Genomic DNA, 16,510 nt, shown 5'->3' with positions numbered 1-16,510 from the left:
AGGGCGAGGTGGCGGGCGGTGGGCGGGCGCAGCTGGCGGAGCGAGCCGAAGGCGAAGAGGAGGGTCAGTGTGATCGCCGTGGCGGTCGTGGTGGGTGCCCACCAGGTCTCGGCGTGCAGTCGGGCCAGCCGACCCGCGTCCAGCAGCACGGTGCCCGTGTCGGCGCCCGGCCACCAGGACGGCAGCCGGTCCGAGGTGAGGAGCCAGGTGCCGGCGACGGCGAGCGCGAGGCCGGTGACTCCGAGAGCGGTCCGGTTCAGCGGTGTGGGGTGGGAGGGCCTTGTCACTGGTCGACTTCCTTGGCGGCGGGGGTGGTTGACGGTTCGTCCGGTGCCGGTGCGGGGCGTTGCCACACCTGCTCCGGGGTGACCGTCACCCGTACCCGGGGGTTCTTGCGCAGTCGGCAGGACGTTACGGCGGCGCGCGCGGCGGTCGTGGCGGCGGTCGAGGCCTCCGCCCGGTCGCCGAAGGCCAGGCCCGCTCGTACCGTGATCCGCCGGGGGCGTACCCGCACTCGTACCGTCGTGATGCCGTTCACGTCCGCCACCGTGTCACGGATCAGGGACTCGACCGCCGAGCGGTCCACGGTGGTGTCGACGCGGTCCGCCCCGGTGCGGACGGTGGACCGGCGACGCAGGCCCGGCGTCAGGGCGAGCACGACCATCCATACCCCGAGCAGCGCTGTCAGTCCGCCCGCGATCACGACGGCCGGGTCCCCGGGACCGTGCCCGGACAGCCAGTGCGTCGCGGAGACGCGCCAGGCCGCCGCCGGGCTGTGCGCGGTGTGCACCCGGACCAGGTCGACGGCGAGTGCGGCGCAGGCCAGGGTGGCGAGGGAGGTGAGCAGGGCCACGGGGACGCGGCGCCTGGACCAGCGGCGCGCGGTGGTCCGCCGCCGTACATCCTCTTCGGCCGGGGACCGTACATCCTCTTCGACCGGGGAGACCGGCAGGTGGGAGTACCTGGGGGCGGCGAGCGCGACGACTTCGACGCGCGCGGTCGGCACCTCCAGCCCGGTCAGTTCCCGGGTGCGGGCCAGCACGTGCTGTTGGACGTCCCGTACGCCGTCCGCGAGCGGGGCGGGGTAGGGGAGCGTCACGCCCAGGGACACCTCCGCCCGCCCGCCTCGTACCGTCGCCGTCGTGTGGGGCGTACGGCCGGGCAGTGCCTCGGTGGTCGCCCGTTCGGCGATCCTGCGGACCGCTCGCTCCGAGACGGTGGTGGTGCCGCGCTGGGCGGCGGCGGCCGTGGTCGTGGCGGATGTGGTCATCGGCGGTTCCGTTCGAACACGTCCCGTACGTCCTGGACCGTGCCGCCGCGCTCGAACCAGCGGCCCACCGCCCAGCCCAGGCCGCCGAGCGCGGCCACGAGCAGGAAGGCGCCGAATCCGCCGAACCAGCCGGCGAACGCCAGGGCCATGCCCGCGATCATTCCGACGAACGGTGTGCTCATGCCCGTCCACCTCCGCCTCTCACCCGATCCACGGGTCCACCGGTCCACGATGCGTTTCTCACCCGATCCACCACTCCTGCCCGTGCCCCTGACCGGCCGCCCTATGCCACGCGGGCGTCACCGGTGTGCGCGGGCTCGTGCTCGTCGGGGAGGTGGACGTCGTTGACGGTGACGTTCACCTCGACCACCTCAAGACCGGTGATGCGCTCCACGGCGGCGATGACGTTCTCCCGTACGTCCCGGGCGACGTCCATGACGGACACCCCGTACTCGACGACCAGGTCCAGATCGATCGCCGTCTGCCGCTCGCCCACCTCGACCTTCACCCCGCGTCCCACGTTGGGCCGGCCGCCCGGCACCCGGTCCCGCACGGCGCCGATGCTCCGCGAGAGACCGCCGCCCATGTCGTGGACGCCGGGGATCTCCCGGGCGGCGATGCCGGCCACCTTCACGACGACGACATCGGCGATCGACGTACGGCCGCGGTCGGACAGGGTGGACGTGGCCCCGCTCTTGTTGCCGACGCGGCTGACGTCGCCGACGCTGACTACCGGTGCTGTCTGAGTGGTCATGGCGTGCCTCTCTGTCTTCGGTCTTGTCCGTGCTCTCACTTCTTCAGACCCGGGCGGGGCGCGGCTGTGACGCGGGAACCCGGAGATTTCCGCATCCGTACGAGCCCGGGCCCGGAAGTTCTCCGTAACGGGGACGGCGCGGCTGTGTCCAACCTTCAGAAGACCGGACGAGAGGAGCCGCCCAGTGGCGGGGCCCCGCACGCAGAACGCACCCCCGGACAGCCGGGCCGACACGGCTGACGCGGCAGACGCCGATGACGCCCTGCTCGCGGTCCGGGCCGCCGAGGGGGACGAGGACGCCTTCGCCGTGCTCGTGCAGCGGCACGCGCCCGCGCTGATCCGGCTCGCCACGAGTCTGCTCGGTACCGGCGCGGAGGCGGAGGACGCCGTACAGGACGCCTTTCTCAGTGCCTGGCGGCGGCTGCCGGAGTTCCAGGGGCGTTCCGCCTTCGGCACCTGGATGTACCGGATCGTCACCAACCGCTGTCTGAACGTGCTGCGTTCGCGTCGGCCGGTGGCCACGCTGGAGGCGGCCGGTGACGTGGCCGCGGCCGAGTACACCACCTCTCCGGCCCGGATCGCCGAGGGCCGGGACGCGGTCCGCGAACTGCGGGACGCGCTCGACCTCCTCTCGGCCGAACAGCGCGCGTGCTGGGTGCTGCGCGAACTGGACGGCCGTTCCTACGAGTTCGTCGCGGACGCGGTCGGCATCAGTCAGGAAGCGGTCCGCGCCCGCGTCTTCCGCGCCCGCCGATCTCTGACCCAAGCATTGGGGGCCTGGCGATGACCGACGACGAACTCCTGCCCTGCGGACGGCTGTTGTCGCAGACCTGGAACGACTGGGAGGAGCAGACCGACGACCCCCACTTCCGCACCTGCCCGCACTGCCGTGAGGCCGTGCGGGGACTCGACCGACTGGAGTCCGTGGTGCTCGGGTTGCAGGAGGAGACGGACACCACCGCCTCCGGCTACGACCCCGAGCCGCTGACCCGGCGGATCATGGACGTCGTACGCCTGGAACTGCGTCCGGGCCGTCCGCTGCCGCTCGGTGAGCCCGCCGAGGACCTGTGGATCATGGAGGCGGTCGCGGCGCGTGCGCTGCGCGCGGCGGCCGAGACGGTGGCGGGGGTGAGGGCGGGTTCCTGTCGGCTGTTCGACGCCGGTGACCACGGCGGCGCGGAGGGCGATGCCGATGGGGATGCCGACGGCACGGTCGCGGTCCGGCTCGATATTCACGCTCCGGCCGACGCCCCGCTGCCCGAGCTCGCGGCCCTCGTGCGTGAACGGGTGTGGGAGGCCGCGGACCGTGAACTGGGCATGGGCGTCACGGCAGTTGACATCCGTGTCACCGATCTCGTCCCCGTCTCGGCCGACGACGGCCAGGAAGGTCGTACCGCATGACCGCGCCCGTGAACGACGAGAGCCCGGCGTACGCGACCCTCGTCGCGGAAGTCGCCCTGGCCGCGGAGAGTGTCACGGGGGTGGCCTTCCTCAGACCGGGGTTGACCGACCGCTTGCGTTCGGCGCTGTCACGGTCCGGTGGGGCGTCGCCCGCCGGGGTCCGGTTGACCCGGCCGGACGGGGACGGGCCCTGGCACGTCGAGATCCATGTCGTCGCGCTACGGCGGGCCAGGACCGTGGACGTGGCCCGGGTGGTCCGGGACACGGTGGAACGGCGGCTGGGTGCCTTGCTGCCGACGGGAGTCGGGCCGTCCGCGCCGAGGGTCACGGTGACGGTCACGGGGCTCGTTTGAACGGAGGGCGGGTGCCCTCGTCCCCGATGAGAGCACCCACCATCCGCCTGTTGCCGCCCGTCAGCCCGCGGCGATGCCCTCGCCGCCGACCGCACCCGGTACGACGACCGAGCCGATCGCCGTGAGTGAACCGTTCTTGCCGACCCGGAACTCGTCCACCGCACCCTTGATGCCGGTCTGGACGTACAGGTACCGCCCGTCCGACGAGGCCGCCGCGTCCACCGTGCCGGCGTCGGTGGTCGTGTTGCCCAGGGCGGTCAACTCGCCCTGGGGACCCACCCGGTAGCCGGACAGGGTGCCGCTCCCGGCGTTCGAGACGTAGAGGTGGTGTCCGGCGGTGACCGCCCAGCAGGTGGCGGTCTGGCCGGTCGGGACGGTTCCCTTCGCCGTCAGTCTGCCGTCGCGGCCGACCGTGAAGGTGCCCACCGAGTTGGTGCCCGCCTCCGTCACCCGGATCCGTCCGGCGGGGTCGAAGGCGAACCCGAACGGCACGGCACCCGGCGTCGAGGTCACCACGGGGTGCGCGGACGGTCCGCTGTGCACGCCGACCGGGAAGACGTCGATGCTCTGCCCCGAGGCCTTGGTGGTGACCACGAGCTTCGAACCGTCCGGAGTGAAGGAGATCTGCCCGACGGCCGAAGTCCCCTTGTCCAGGCCGAGGTTGCGGTGCCAGGAGTCCACCTTCACCAGGCGTTCGCCGGTCCGCGCGAAGCCCTGGACGGAACCGCCGCCGAGCGTGTTGGCGACGTAGACCCGGTTGTCGTGGAAGGTGACGCTGACCGGGAAACTTCCGCCGCTGGAGATCTCCTGGACCCGCCGGAGCCGGGTGCCGCGCACGGCGAAGACGGTCACGGTGTCGCTGCCCGCGTTCACGGCGTAGAGCAACTGGTGGTCGCGGTCGTAGGCGAGCGAACCCTGCGAGGCCAGGTGGTCCGCGACGGTGCCGGGGAGGATGCCGCCCTTGCCGCCGGTGGCGTGGATGCCCTGCTGGGTGAGGGTGCCGTCGGGGGCGCGGTCGTAGGCGACGACGGTGTTCGCGCTCGTGTCGTCGCTCTGCACGAACACGGTCGAACGGCCGCTGTGGTGCGGGGAGTTGAGGCTTTGGGGGCCGTCCGCGGCACCGGCCGCGGGTGCGGCGAAGAGCGCTGCGGCGGCGACGATCGTGCCGGTACCGAGGGTGCGGGCGATGCGGGTGGCGCGGGGCCTGGCGAGAGTCATGCGTGCGTACTCCTCTGTGCGGGACGGGAGAGCCGGCGGCGTCTCACGCAGCGCCGGACGGTTCGCAACGCTAGACCGCGAGGAGGGGGTAAAACGGTCATAAGGTGCACTATTGGGTTGATGTCCGGGGTTCGTAAGAATCACGGGCGGGTTCGGGAAGTCGGGGCTCGCGAGGGGGAGTTCCGTCGGCTTCGGCACCCGCGCGGCAGTCCTTGCCGAAGAGGAAACTCAGCACGACCGTGACCGTGGAGGCGACCGCGAGTCGCAGTCCCCAGGCGGCCATGGAACCGTCCGCGATGGGCGAGGTGAAGTCCGGCCCGCCGAGCAGCGCGCTGCCCAGTGGATACGAGCCCGCGCAGCTCAATAGGTAGACCCACAGCGGCGGTTCGTTGAAGGCGATGAGGACCGATGCCGCGACGACCACGATCACACTGAGTACGACGGTGAGCGAAGTGATGTCCATGTCCGTAAGCATTCCGGCGGTTGGAGGGGGAATCGTCGGCGTGGGGGAGGAGCGGGGGCTCTATCTCAGGGTGGAGACGCGGCCCTGTGACGTCGCCAGTCGCCAGATCTCCGCCGTCGTCTCCTGCGCCGACTCGGCCGGTGGTGGATCGTTCGGGAGTTGGGCGGGGGCGGTCGTGTTCTTCTTCTTGCCGGGGTGGTCGGCGAAGAGGGCGACGGTCACGGTGAGTTGGGGGTTCAGGGCGGTGGACCAGATGGTGCGGCGGGTGATGCCGCCGCCTGCTCCGGCGGTGTAGAAGAGCTGGGGGGTCTGCTGGCTGGGGACGGGCGAGGGGGTCGTTTCCTTGTCCGTCGTGCCGGTCTTGGACATCGACGCGCTCACCATGAACGCGTCTTTTTCGTTCAGCGCGCGGCGGGTCTCGGGGTGCGCGGTGTACACCGGGTGTCCGTCACGGGTGATCTTGGTGACCGTGTACGGGGCCGCGTAGAGACCGTTCGCCGCGACCGTCGCGTAGGCCGCGGCCAGTTGGAGGGGGGTCGGGGCGGCGGTTTTCCGCAGCGCGGTCAGGGGGCCGTCCAGGCGGGCCTCGGTGAAGGGGTCCAGTGCCGTTCCGGCTTCGACCGCGCCGCCCACCGCGTCGTTGAACGGCTGGCGGGCGTAGTCCGCCCCGCCGTACAGCAGCCGGACCGCCCCGTCGCCGGGCTTCATCGCCACGACCGCGGTGTGGACGGTGACCCCCTGGTGGCGCTTGTCGCCCTTGCCGGCGTTGCCGCCCTTGTCTCCCTGGCTGTTCTTGGTGTCTTTCACCGCCTCCGTCGTGGCGTCCTGCAAGGCCAGGTCGAACGTCGTGTGGACGGTGTAGCCGTCGCGTGCCAACTGGTCCTCGGTGATGCCGAGTCGGTCGGCCGCCTCCTTCGCCGCCACGTCGATCATGTACTGCCGTTGCCCCTCGGTCGTGCCCGGCGGATAGAAACGGAACGCCGGGAAGACGGCGTCGGCGCGCTGCTTCGGTGTGATGGCGCCGCTGGTCGCCATCGCGTCGAGCACCCATGCCCAGCGGGCCCTGAGCGTCGAGGTGACCTTGGGGTCGGAGCCCACCTTCTCGTAGTACGAGGGGATGTTCACGATCGCTGCCAGCGCGGCGCCCTGGGAGACGGTCAGGTTCCGGGTGTCCACGCCGAAGTAGTTGCGGGCGGCGGCCTCGATGCCGGCCGAACCCCGGCCGAAATAGACCGTGTTGAGATAGCCCCGTCCTCTCGGTCACCGGCTCCTCGTCCTGGACCCGAGATCGCCTGCTTCCTGAACCTGAGAGCGCTCGCCTACCGCCTCGGTCCCGCCACGGCATAGGCCGCCGTCCCGCTGATCAGGAGAAGCAGTGCCGTCCAGGTGGCCTCCGGTGTGCCGGACGGCAGCAGCAGCCAGGCCGCCACCCGTGTCGGCGTACCCGTGGCGGGCGGGGCGAAGAGCGAGACCGACAGCCAGGCGAACGGGAGCGTCCACGCGTTCGGGCCGCCCGAGAGGGCCGCGCCCAGAGCCGCCAGTCCCGTCAGGCCCGCGCTGTCCCGGAGGACGAACGCGGCGGTGGCCCCCATGTCCGAGCCCAACGCCCGTACGGACAACGGCACCGCGGCGACGACCGCGCCGGCCAGCAGCACATGCGCCGCTCTCCGTGGCACCCAGCGGATCGCGGCCGTCCGGTCCAGCGCGAGGTCCTGTCCGCCGAGCCCGATCGAGGCCGCCATCACCCCCAGGGCGAGGACGAGCACGGACAGCCGCGGATCACCGTCCCCGGGTCCCCCGCCGCCGTCCCGGGACAGGGCCCACACCGCGGCCGCGCCGATCACCAGCGCGGCCAGCGACGCGGGCACCTGACGGGAGCGGGCGTACAGCGTCAGCCATCTCACCGGCACCCCTCTCACCTGCACCCGTCTCCATCTCCCGGACCCCGGCTCACCGGGACACCTCATGGGTCAGCACCTCGAACGGGTCCCCCTCGCAGGAGAGCGCGGCGGCCCGCATCGCGTTGATCCGTGAGAGCTGTTCGGCCGGCGGGAGGGCCTCGAGTCGCCTCCATGCCGAGCCGGACTTCGCGGCGAGTTCACCCCGCGCCGCCGACGGTGTTCCGGGCAGTGGTTTCAGGTCCCCGAGGACCCAGCCCACCGCTACGGCCTGCGCGTACTCGTCGTCCCCGAAGCCGCTCCAGCCGACGGGAGTGCACCCCGGCACGAGGCCTTTGGCGAGCAGGGCCCAGGTCAGTTCCTCGCTCGTCGAAGCGGCGGTGACGATCTCGTCGTCGAAGGTGAACAGCACGGTCGTACGGGACCACTTCGGCGTGGAGCCTTCCGGCAGGACGGCGGTGTTCTCCCGGACCGAGACCGGCGCCCGGTCGCCGAGGGCGGCCCGCAGCAGCCGTAGCGCCTTCTTTCCGGGGGCCTCCAGGTCGGCGAGGCGGTCCTGGTGTGCTCGGGTCACACAGACCGGGCCGTCGCACACCAGTTCGGCTGCGGTCTTGTCGACGACGTACATCCGGCGCGGGTCGGAGGGCAGGACGAGCAGGGCGAGGACCGCGCCCGCCAGGACGGGGGCCAGGGCGGTCAGCCGGGCGCGCGGGGTCGCGGCGATCAGCAGCGCGAAGCCGGTCAGGGCCATGCCGAGGAGCCAGATCGTCTGCCCGATGTGGACGGGGGTGGAGAGCGTGACGAGTGTGCTGCGGACCTCTTCGACCTCCGGTGAGAGGAGGGAGAGACGGTTCGGCTGTGTGCTGTCGAGGCCCGTCGCCGGGGCGGTCGTCGTCGTACGGCCGAGGGACATGTGCATGAGCGCGGTGAAGGTGAAGGCACTGACGGCCAGGAGCGGCGGGGTCAGCACGGACGGCAGGGTGCGTGCGGCGCCCATGCCCAGCAGGGCTCCCGCGACGAGGAAGAGGGCGCCCACCAGGGAGATCGGCAGCCAGCCGAGATGCGTGTACGACGTGTGGGCGGGGACCTGGACGCCGCCGACCAGGACGAGGAGCGCGAAGGCCGAGGTCAGCGTGATCGCCGTGGCGCCCGCCGGTACGGCCGCGCGGTGGCGGGCGGGGCGGGGGGTGCTCGTCAGCAGTTCGGTCATCCTGGAGCGGTGGTCGCGCAGGCCCTGGAGAGCGCCGAAGCCCACGGCGAGCGGCCACAGATAGAACAGCAGGCTGCGGGTCCACATGGCGAGGGACGTCCACTGGGCGGTCCAGGCCGTGGTGCCGTGCCACCACGAGGAGCTCTTCAGCAGGTAGAGGAACGCGAGCGAACTGGCCAGGATGACGGTGCCCGCCCACGGGGCGACGGAGCGTCTCAGCTCGATGCGCAGGACGCGGAGGTCCGGACGGAAGTTCGGTGCGGCGCGCGGGACACGGGCGTTCGGTGCGGCGTGCGGGACACGGGCGTTCACCAGGAACCCCTCTCTCGTTCGGGGTTCAGGAGCAGGGCCGAGTAGCCGCGCTCCAGCGGGCTGTCGCCGACGTGTTCGGGGCCGCCGGCGGCGGCCAGTTCGTCCGGGGTGCCCTGGAAGACCAGCCGGCCTTCGGCGAAGAGCACCACGTCCGTGCAGGCGGCGGCGACGTCCTCGACCAGGTGGGTCGAGACGACCACACAGGTGTCCGTGCCCAGTTCCTGCAACAGCCCGCGGAAGCGCAGCCGTTGCGCCGGGTCCAGGCCGGCCGTCGGTTCGTCGAGGAGCAGGATCGCCGGGTCGTTCACGATGGCCTGGGCGATGCCGACCCGCCGGACCATGCCGCCCGACAGCGCCTTCATCCGCTCCTCGGCCCGGTCGGCCAGACCCACTCGTTCCACGGCCCGCTGCACGGCCCCCGGGATGTCCGCCCTGGGCACCTCCTTCAGCCATGCCATGTACTCGACGAACTCGCGCACGGTGAAGCGCTTGTAGTAGCCGAACTCCTGCGGCAGATAACCGATCCGGCGCCGCAGCGCACGGTGCTCGCCCATACCGCCCGCGGGCTCGCCGAGCAGTTCCAGGGTGCCCTCGGCGGGGCGGAGGACCGTGGCCAAGGCCCTGATGAGGGTGGTCTTGCCGGCCCCGTTGGGCCCGAGCAGACCGTGCACGCCGGTACCCAGCGACAGGTCGAGCCCGTCGACGGCCATGCGTTTCCGGCCGGCCCTGACCTTCAGTCCGGCGGCCCGGATCTCCCAGGCGTAGGGCGTCGGCGCGAGCTCGGCCGCGCTCACCGCGGGCATCATGTGGTGGTCCTTTCCGAGAGGATGAGGGGTGGGGTCTTCGCTCGTTCTGTCCGCATTCACTGATGGGCTCCCAGGACGGAGAACGCGCCCCTGCGGGCGATCACGACCCCGACGCCGAGCGCGAGGACCAGCCCCCACACCGGCAGACCGCCGCCCGTCTGCAGGGCGAAGGTCGCCCGGCTCGCGGCCATGGTCGGGGTCACCACCACGGCGGCCCATACGGCGACCAGCGCGACGGCCGCACGGGTCACCCCGACGACACCGCCGAGCGCCAGGGTCATGGAAGTGAAGGCCAGACAGGGCAGCAGCCACTGCGCGGCCGTCACGCCCGGCACCCCCGTCGCCCAGCCCGCCGCCAGCAGCGCGGGCACGACCACGGCGAGCACGGACGCCGTCCGCCGCAGCACCAGATGGAGCCCGGCTCGCGGTACGGACGCGGTCAGTTCGTACGCCGGGTCGAGCGCCCGCGACCACGAGGCCGCGACGCCGAGCACGGGCAGGACCGGCGCGAGCAGCAGCACCAGGGACGCATGACGGGAGCCGGAACCCGCGCCTCCGCCGAGGCCCAGACCGCCGCCGCCCAGGTCGAGCAGCAGCGCGAGCAGCGTGACGCTCACGATCATGGCCAGCCACGGCACCATCGCGGGCGTCAGCCAACTCGACAGCCACACCGACCGGAACCGTCGGCGCGGCAGGGGCGCGACGGCCGCCAGCCGGGGTTCGAGCTCGGACCGGACGGCGTCGACGAGCGCCGTCACGTCAGGTGCCTTTGCCGCGACGGCCGCCGACAACCGGTCACGACAGACCCGGCATCCCTCCAAGTGGGCTTCTACGGCCCACACTTCGTCGGCCACGAGATCCGTGCCGCCGCGCGCATAGCCGTCGACGAGCCGCGGCGACGCGTGCGCCGCGCCCAGGCCGGCGCCCTCCGCCTTCTTGATCCGCCTCATGTCAGCGCCCTCCGCATCGCGATGCGGGCCCGCCGGGCCCGGGTCTTGACCGTGCCCTCGGGCAGCCCGAGCAGGACGGAGGTCTCCCGGACGGAGAGCCCGTCGAGGACCATGGCCTGGAGTACCTGCCGGAGTTCCGGGGCCAGTTGGCGCAGCGCGTCACCGACGTCCCCGCCGACGGTCGCCGCGAGCGCCTCCTCCTCGGCGGCGGGTGCCGCGCCGGCCGGAGCGGCGGCGAGCGGCGGCTCGGCATGGTGGGCCCGGCGCCGGAAGGCGTCGACGAGGCGGCGCGCCGCGATCGTCCACAGCCAGCCGAGGGCCGTCCCGCCCACCGAGGCCCCCGCGAACGCGCCCGCCGCGCGCCACACCGCCAAGTACGTCTCCTGCATGACCTCGGCGACGATCTGCTCGTCGGCGCAACGGCGGCGCAGCCGTACGGCCATCCATGGCGCGGTACGCCGGTACAGCTCGTCGAACGCAGCGCGGTCGCCCCTGGCCACCAGCCGGACGAGACGCTCCTCGTCCAGCTCGCCCGGTGCCTTCCTGACTGATCTCACACCGGCTAGACGCCGGGCAGGGGCTGCCGGTTTTCTCTTCCGCGTGACCCCCGTCACATGGTGGGCCGCGGGGGCGGGACGAGCCTTCGCCTAATCCGGGTGGGCGAGGCGTACTCCTTCCCCTTCGGGTGAGGGTCCTTCGGGTATGGGTGAGGGGCGGGGCACTGGCCCCGCCCCTCACCCATCTCCCCGTAGTGGTGCGTCAGTTGGTGGGCATCAGGACCGTGTCGATGATGTAGACGTTGGCGTTGGCGGTCTTCACGTTGCCGCAGACGACCTTCGCGGAGTCGTTGACCATGTAGTTCTCGCCCGACCCGGCGGTGGTGAGCTTGGACTTCTCCAGCGTGTCGAAGGAGCCCTTCTCCAGGTCCTTCGGGGTGAGCTGCTGACCCACCACGTGGTAGGTGAGGATCTTCGTCAGCTGGGCCTTGTCGGCCAGGACCTTGTCCAGGGTGGCCTTCGGGATCTTCGCGAAGGCGTCGTTGGTCGGCGCGAACACCGTGATGCCCTGGGCGTTGTTGAGGGTGTCGACCAGGCCCGCCTTCTTCGCCGCGGCGACCAGGGTGGACAGGGCCGGGTTGTTGGAGGCGGCGGTGGCGACGGGGTCCTTGGCCATGCCGTCGAAGGAGCCGGCCCCGCTCTTCGGGACGCCGGAACAGGCCGTACCGAAGGGCTGGTCGGCGGCCGTGGCACCGGCGCCGGTCATGCTGTCGTCGGACGCGGACGCGGATGCCTTGGTGGAGGCGTCGGACTTCGCGGAGTCGCTTCCGCTGTCGCCGCAGGCACTGAGGGCGAACGGGAGTACGGCCGCGGCGGCGAGGACGACTGCGGTACGGCGGATGCGGGTGTTCATGGGGTTACTCCTGAAAGCTCGTTCGGGTTCGTGCGGGGTTCGTGCGGGTTCGTTCGGAGCGACCTGAGGGAAACGCGGGCGCCGTGGGAATTCCGGAGGAATCACGGGTCCACGAGTTCGCGGTTTCCTCTCGTCGGCGGTCACGTGGGGAATCCGGTCCCGAAAGCCCGCCGGATTGGCCGTTTGCCCGATCGGATGAATCTTTTTCCCGGACCAATCCGCGACCCGACCGGCTACGGATATATCGGCACGGCATGATGTCCGTCGTGACGAATCAGATATCCCCGGAATCCGAACTCGCGTCGTTCATGGGCGCGTACGAGCGCGCCACCAACAGCCATGACATCGAGCGGGTCGTGCCGTTCATCGCCGACGAGGCCACGTACTGGTTCTCGGACGGCTCATACCAGGGCATCGAGGAGATCCGGTCCGCGATCGAGAGGACGTTCGCGACGATCCTCGACGAGGTGTACGAGATCCGGGACGTGGAGTGGCCCGTACTCACCGGGGATTTCGCGGTGTGCCGCTATCGATTTTCCTGGACCGGCGTCATCGACGGTGAATCCCGCTCCGGCCGAGGTCGGGGCACGAATGTCGTCGTGCGGCGGGACGGCGGCTGGCGGATGCTGCACGAGCATCTCAGCGCGTGATTCCTGATCTCCGATCCCTGAATTCCTGAATTCCTGAGGGCACGACGACATGACCCCGCCTGTGGAGACGGGGCCTGTCATCGAAGCCGTAGAAAATGGTCCGTTGTCGTCAGTTGTAGAAACAGGTCACGCGGGGAAACGGGTCAAGGTCAGTGGCGCGGACGTTGGTTGTTTCGAGCCGCCCGTCGGTTCCACCGTGATTCCCATGCCCGAGGCTCCGTCCACCGTGCCCCGGAGCAGGACGGCCTGGTCGGCGCGGGTGGGGTTCATCAGGCCGGCCGAGCGCATGGTGCCGGCGTCGTCGAACCAGAGTTGGTAGACCTTGCCGGAGGGCGGGTGGGCCATTCCGGAGACGGCGAAGACGGCCTGGTCCCGGGCGTGCGAGACGACGACCGTGCCGATCGCGCCCCCCGGCAGCGTCACGGCCCGGGTCCGGGCGTCCGGTGCGGCGAGCACGGCGGCGACCTGCTCGGTCCCCTGTTCGGCCCGGTGCGCCTGCGCCAGCGCGTCCTCGGCCCGCTGGTGCTGCCATACGGCGGTCCCGCCGAGCGCGGCCGCGGCGGCGAGGCAGGCGGCCAGCGTCCACCGCGACACCAGCCGGGCCCGCAGCGCCGCGCGCCCGGAGCGGATCGCCGGTGGCTCGCCCGGTGCGTCCTGGCGTACGGCGGTGATGCGGCCCAGTACCCGCCCGCGCATCTCCCGGTCGGGTTCGACGGACACGGCGAGGCCCAACCGGGCCGCTGTGGCGGAGAGTTCGGCGGTCTCCTGGGCGCACGCGTCGCAGCCCGCGAGGTGGCGTTCGAACGCCTCGCGTTCGTCGTCGGGCAGCGCGTGCAGGGCGTAGGCGCCGGTCAGCAGGTGCGGGTCGTCGGTGATCACGCGGTCACTCCCAGGCAGTCGCGGAGCCGGATGAGGCCGTCCCTCAGCCGGGTCTTCACCGTGCCGAGCGGCAGCGCGAGCGCCTCGGCGACCTGGCGGTAGGTCAGTCCCCGGTAGTAGGCGAGGGTGACGGCCTGGCGCTGGATCTCGGTCAGCGTGCGCAGACAGCGCCGCACCTGCTCGCGCTCCAGCCGGGCCTCGACCTGCTCGGTGACCTCGTCGAACTCGGGTGTACGGGCGAGCAGCGCGGCCTGGTTGTCCCGGGCCGCCGCGGCCTCCACCGAGCGGACCCGGTCGATGGCGCGGCGGTGGGCCAGGGTGAGGATCCAGTTGATGGCCGTCCCGCGGTCGGAGCGGTAGCGCGGGGCGGTGCGCCACACCTCCACCAGGACCTCCTGAGCGACCTCCTCCGACTGTGCGTGGTCGCGCAGGACGGCCCGGGCGACCCCGAGGACCGGGCTCACGACGGCGTCGTAGACCGCGGCGAACGCCTTCTCGTCGCCCAGGGCGACCCGGCCCACCAGCTCCTGCAGATCTGGCTGCATCGAGGGATTTCCACCGATACTGATGGCTTCTTTCACAAGGATCCTTCGTGAGCGGGACATCTCCGGACGTAATCCGATCCTGAGGCACGGGGCGGATTGGTCGGGGAGGCTCACGAGTTTTTGTTGCCCGTTGCGCGGGCCGCTGCGCGGTGCGGGGCGGGAGACGCGGGGTTGCCCGGGCGGGGCGTGGTGCATGGGTCGGTGCCGGTGCGCCGCGTTGCCCGTACGGGCTGCTGCTCCTCGTGGCCCGGGCCTCGTCCTTGTCCTCTTCCTTGAGCTAGTTCTCGCCCTTGCCCGGGGCGCTGGCCCGGGCGGCCGCATCGGGTTCCGCCGGGCCCGTCCGGTTCAGGTCGAAGGTGCCCGTGTGGCCCATGAACCGGGCCCAGATCCGGGGTGGGAAGACGTTGCCGCGGAGGGAGTCGGGGCCGCCCACGCCGCTGAGGGGGAGGAGCTGGGGTCGGCCGGGCTTGTTGCGGAAGAGGGTGATCGCGGTGGACTGGTCCTTGGTGTAGCCGACGAACCAGGCGGACTTCGTGAGGTCGGCGGCGCCGGTGGCGACGGACGCGGAGTCGGGGACGATCGCCTGGGTGCCGTTCTCGTAGGCCACCCCCTGGAGCATCTTGTCGACGATCGCGGCCACCCCCGGACTGAACGCGGCCCGCGCGGGCGGGTGTTGGAGACCGCCGACCTTCTTGCCGTGCCGGAGCAGCGCGGTCACCGAGTAAGGGTCGTTCTGCGCGCCCCTGTTGGCGAAGGTCGCGTAGGCGTCGGCCGTCCGGATGGCGCTGGGCGTCGACGTGCCGATCGGGAAGGTCTGCTCCAGCGGGGCCATGCTGCTCTTCAGCAGCCCGGCGTTGACGGCCGTGTTCCGGATCGCCACCCAGCCTATGGACTTGCCCAGTTGGACGAAGGGCGCGTGGGCCGAGGTCACCAACGCGCTCTGCATGTCCGGGAATTCGGGGGGAGGCGTCTTCACCGACCAGCGGATGGGGCGTTTGCCCCGCTGTCCGTCGACGAGGGCGGCGAGCGCGAAGGGCTTGAACACCGACCCGGCCGGTACGCCGGAGGTGTCCGCGTTGTCGGTGAAGTGCCGGGTGGCGTCCGAGCCGCCGTAGAGCGCGAGCACGGCGCCGTCCCGGGGCCTGACGACGGCCGCGCCGACCTGGACGTCGCGGTCGGTGGCGCGCTTCTTCGGGTCCAGGCCCGCGGCGGTGACGCTCTTCACCGCCTGCTCCAGCCGCCGTACCTTGTCCTTCTCGAAGGTGGTGTGGATGCGGTAGCCGCCGCGCGCGAGATCCTTGGCGGCCAGCCCGGTGCGCTTGGTGATGTAGGCGTCGGCGACGTTGACGAGATAGCCGATCTGGCCGGCCATGCTCGTCGCCACCGACTCCTTCTTCGGCTCGGGGAAGGTCCGGTACGTGTTCCGCTCCGCCCGGGTCATCAGCCCGCTCGCGACCTCGCGGTCCAGGATCCAGCTCCAACGCTCCACCGCCCGGGCGTGGTTGGCGGCACTGAGCGAGGGGTCGTACTGTTCCGCGCCCTTCAGCGTCGCGGCCAGCAGTGCGGCCTGGCTCGGGTCGAGGTCCTTGGCCGGGATGCCGTAGTAGGCGTAGGCCGCGGCCTGGATGCCGTACGCCTGGCGGCCGAACCAGCTGGTGTTCAGATAGCCCTGGAGGATCAGGTCCTTGCTCTTCGTCCGGCTCAGCTTGAGCGAGATGAAGAACTCCCTGATCTTGCGGGTGTAGGTCTGGTCCTGCGACAGATAGGTGTTCTTCACGAACTGCTGGGTGATGGTCGAACCGCCCTGCACGTCCTCGCCCTTGGCCATGTTGACGACCGCGCGCACCTCGCCGGTGAGGGAGATGCCGGGGTCGCTGTAGAAGCTCGCGTTCTCCGCCGCGACCACCGCCTGCCGCATCGCGGCGGGGATCTGCGACAGCGGCACGACCTGCCGGTTCACCGCTCCTACGGCCGTCATCTGGCTGCCGTCGGCCCAGTAGTAGACGTTGGCCTCCTGCCGGGCCGCCGCCAGTTCGTCCGGTATGGAGACCTGTGCGTACCCGTAGGCGAAGAGCCCGCACAGGCTGCCCACGGTCAGCAGGAAGCCGCCGAGCAGCAGCCGCCACGACGGCAGCCAGCGGCGGAGACCCTTCCTGCCGCGGCGCGGGTAGTCGATCGGGCGTCTGCGGCCGGAGCGGGTGGCACGGTGGGTTCGCTCCGGGGGCGAGGGCTTACGCATCGTGGGGGACTCCTTGTTCACCGCAACTGCCGGCCGCCAACTACCCGCTGCCGAGGGGCGTTGTGAAGTGATCGAGGCTGGAGGAGTCAGATGATCGGGCCTGGCCCGGAAGGTCACGAGACTGTAACGGGCTGTCCGGATCGGCAAGTCCG

Annotated in this window: 19 protein-coding genes and 1 pseudogene; 4 read left to right on the top strand and 16 right to left on the bottom strand. The window is 71.5% G+C overall.

The annotated features are described in order from the left end of the window. The 4 genes and pseudogenes from JHN63_RS10095 to JHN63_RS10080 form a co-directional block, all read right to left on the bottom strand. Positions 1–287: pseudogene (locus tag JHN63_RS10095) on the bottom strand (hypothetical protein); the annotation flags it as partial. Further along, entirely contained in the window at positions 284–1,270 is a 987-nt protein-coding gene (locus tag JHN63_RS10090) for a DUF6286 domain-containing protein (protein ID WP_200678950.1), read from the bottom strand. The gene JHN63_RS10090 and the pseudogene JHN63_RS10095, both read right to left, overlap by 4 nt. After that, a complete protein-coding gene (locus JHN63_RS10085) occupies positions 1,267–1,452 on the bottom strand; it encodes a hypothetical protein (RefSeq protein ID WP_200678955.1) in 186 nt (61 codons plus the stop codon). Before JHN63_RS10085 ends, JHN63_RS10090 begins: the two co-directional genes overlap by 4 nt. Positions 1,453–1,553: 101 nt before the next feature. After that, complete coding sequence (locus JHN63_RS10080) at positions 1,554–2,024, bottom strand: Asp23/Gls24 family envelope stress response protein (protein WP_234476383.1); 471 nt, start codon at positions 2,022–2,024, stop codon at positions 1,554–1,556. A 184-nt stretch (positions 2,025–2,208) separates the two neighbouring features. On the opposite strand from JHN63_RS10080, the gene JHN63_RS10075 reads away from it, so the two are divergent. Genes JHN63_RS10075 through JHN63_RS10065 form a run of 3 tightly spaced genes read left to right on the top strand, consistent with a single transcriptional unit; the run spans position 2,209 to position 3,778 of the window. Beyond that, positions 2,209–2,811, top strand: a complete 603-nt coding sequence (locus tag JHN63_RS10075; RefSeq protein ID WP_200678948.1) for an RNA polymerase sigma factor — start codon at positions 2,209–2,211, stop codon at positions 2,809–2,811. Beyond that, positions 2,808–3,425 carry an Asp23/Gls24 family envelope stress response protein gene (locus JHN63_RS10070; RefSeq protein WP_200678946.1) on the top strand — a complete coding sequence of 206 codons (618 nt, stop codon included), beginning with the start codon at positions 2,808–2,810 and terminating at the stop codon, positions 3,423–3,425. Before JHN63_RS10075 ends, JHN63_RS10070 begins: the two co-directional genes overlap by 4 nt. Continuing rightward, positions 3,422–3,778, top strand: coding sequence for a hypothetical protein (locus JHN63_RS10065; RefSeq protein WP_200678944.1), 357 nt, complete (start codon positions 3,422–3,424; stop codon positions 3,776–3,778). Before JHN63_RS10070 ends, JHN63_RS10065 begins: the two co-directional genes overlap by 4 nt. A 60-nt stretch (positions 3,779–3,838) precedes the next feature. Here JHN63_RS10065 and JHN63_RS10060 read toward each other — a convergent pair whose 3' ends face one another. The 9 genes from JHN63_RS10060 to JHN63_RS10020 all read right to left on the bottom strand — a co-directional run bounded on the left by JHN63_RS10060 (position 3,839) and on the right by JHN63_RS10020 (position 12,045). Beyond that, the gene (locus tag JHN63_RS10060; RefSeq protein WP_200678942.1) at positions 3,839–4,996 is read right to left on the bottom strand and encodes a beta-propeller fold lactonase family protein; all 1,158 of its coding nucleotides are present in this window, start codon (positions 4,994–4,996) and stop codon (positions 3,839–3,841) included. A 109-nt stretch (positions 4,997–5,105) separates the two neighbouring features. After that, the gene (locus tag JHN63_RS10055; protein WP_200678940.1) at positions 5,106–5,459 is read right to left on the bottom strand and encodes a hypothetical protein; all 354 of its coding nucleotides are present in this window, start codon (positions 5,457–5,459) and stop codon (positions 5,106–5,108) included. Between the two features lie 60 nt (positions 5,460–5,519). Then, positions 5,520–6,665 (bottom strand): transglycosylase domain-containing protein, encoded by a 1,146-nt coding sequence (locus JHN63_RS10050; RefSeq protein WP_374222908.1) that lies wholly within the window; start codon positions 6,663–6,665, stop codon positions 5,520–5,522. Between the two features lie 113 nt (positions 6,666–6,778). Next, positions 6,779–7,363 carry a hypothetical protein gene (locus tag JHN63_RS10045; protein WP_200678938.1) on the bottom strand — a complete coding sequence of 195 codons (585 nt, stop codon included), beginning with the start codon at positions 7,361–7,363 and terminating at the stop codon, positions 6,779–6,781. 46 nt (positions 7,364–7,409) lie between these two features. Continuing rightward, positions 7,410–8,798, bottom strand: coding sequence for a hypothetical protein (locus tag JHN63_RS10040; protein WP_200678954.1), 1,389 nt, complete (start codon positions 8,796–8,798; stop codon positions 7,410–7,412). A gap of 77 nt (positions 8,799–8,875) precedes the next feature. Continuing rightward, positions 8,876–9,685 carry an ABC transporter ATP-binding protein gene (locus JHN63_RS10035; protein WP_200678937.1) on the bottom strand — a complete coding sequence of 270 codons (810 nt, stop codon included), beginning with the start codon at positions 9,683–9,685 and terminating at the stop codon, positions 8,876–8,878. Between the two features lie 56 nt (positions 9,686–9,741). Beyond that, positions 9,742–10,602 (bottom strand): zf-HC2 domain-containing protein, encoded by an 861-nt coding sequence (locus tag JHN63_RS10030; RefSeq protein WP_200678953.1) that lies wholly within the window; start codon positions 10,600–10,602, stop codon positions 9,742–9,744. 29 nt (positions 10,603–10,631) lie between these two features. Further along, the gene (locus JHN63_RS10025; RefSeq protein WP_200678936.1) at positions 10,632–11,192 is read right to left on the bottom strand and encodes an RNA polymerase sigma factor; all 561 of its coding nucleotides are present in this window, start codon (positions 11,190–11,192) and stop codon (positions 10,632–10,634) included. Positions 11,193–11,394: 202 nt separating this feature from the next. Continuing rightward, entirely contained in the window at positions 11,395–12,045 is a 651-nt protein-coding gene (locus JHN63_RS10020) for a fasciclin domain-containing protein (RefSeq protein WP_200678935.1), read from the bottom strand. Between the two features lie 266 nt (positions 12,046–12,311). On the opposite strand from JHN63_RS10020, the gene JHN63_RS10015 reads away from it, so the two are divergent. Further along, positions 12,312–12,695, top strand: coding sequence for a nuclear transport factor 2 family protein (locus tag JHN63_RS10015; RefSeq protein ID WP_307781863.1), 384 nt, complete (start codon positions 12,312–12,314; stop codon positions 12,693–12,695). 126 nt (positions 12,696–12,821) lie between these two features. Here JHN63_RS10015 and JHN63_RS10010 read toward each other — a convergent pair whose 3' ends face one another. The 3 genes from JHN63_RS10010 to JHN63_RS10000 form a co-directional block, all read right to left on the bottom strand. Then, positions 12,822–13,574, bottom strand: a complete 753-nt coding sequence (locus JHN63_RS10010) for an anti-sigma factor domain-containing protein (RefSeq protein ID WP_200678934.1) — start codon at positions 13,572–13,574, stop codon at positions 12,822–12,824. Beyond that, positions 13,571–14,155, bottom strand: a complete 585-nt coding sequence (locus JHN63_RS10005) for a sigma-70 family RNA polymerase sigma factor (protein ID WP_200678933.1) — start codon at positions 14,153–14,155, stop codon at positions 13,571–13,573. The genes JHN63_RS10010 and JHN63_RS10005 overlap by 4 nt, the downstream gene beginning before the upstream one ends. A 241-nt stretch (positions 14,156–14,396) precedes the next feature. Continuing rightward, on the bottom strand, positions 14,397–16,358 hold the full coding sequence (locus JHN63_RS10000) for a transglycosylase domain-containing protein (RefSeq protein WP_200678932.1): 1,962 nt from the start codon (positions 16,356–16,358) through the stop codon (positions 14,397–14,399). Between the last annotated feature and the right edge of the window lie 152 nt (positions 16,359–16,510).

This window comes from Streptomyces sp. MBT65 (assembly GCF_016612545.1).
Classification (GTDB): Bacteria; Actinomycetota; Actinomycetes; order Streptomycetales; family Streptomycetaceae; genus Streptomyces.
The sequence above is the reverse complement of the archived record's forward strand: the minus strand, read 5'-3'. Positions and strand labels throughout refer to the sequence as shown.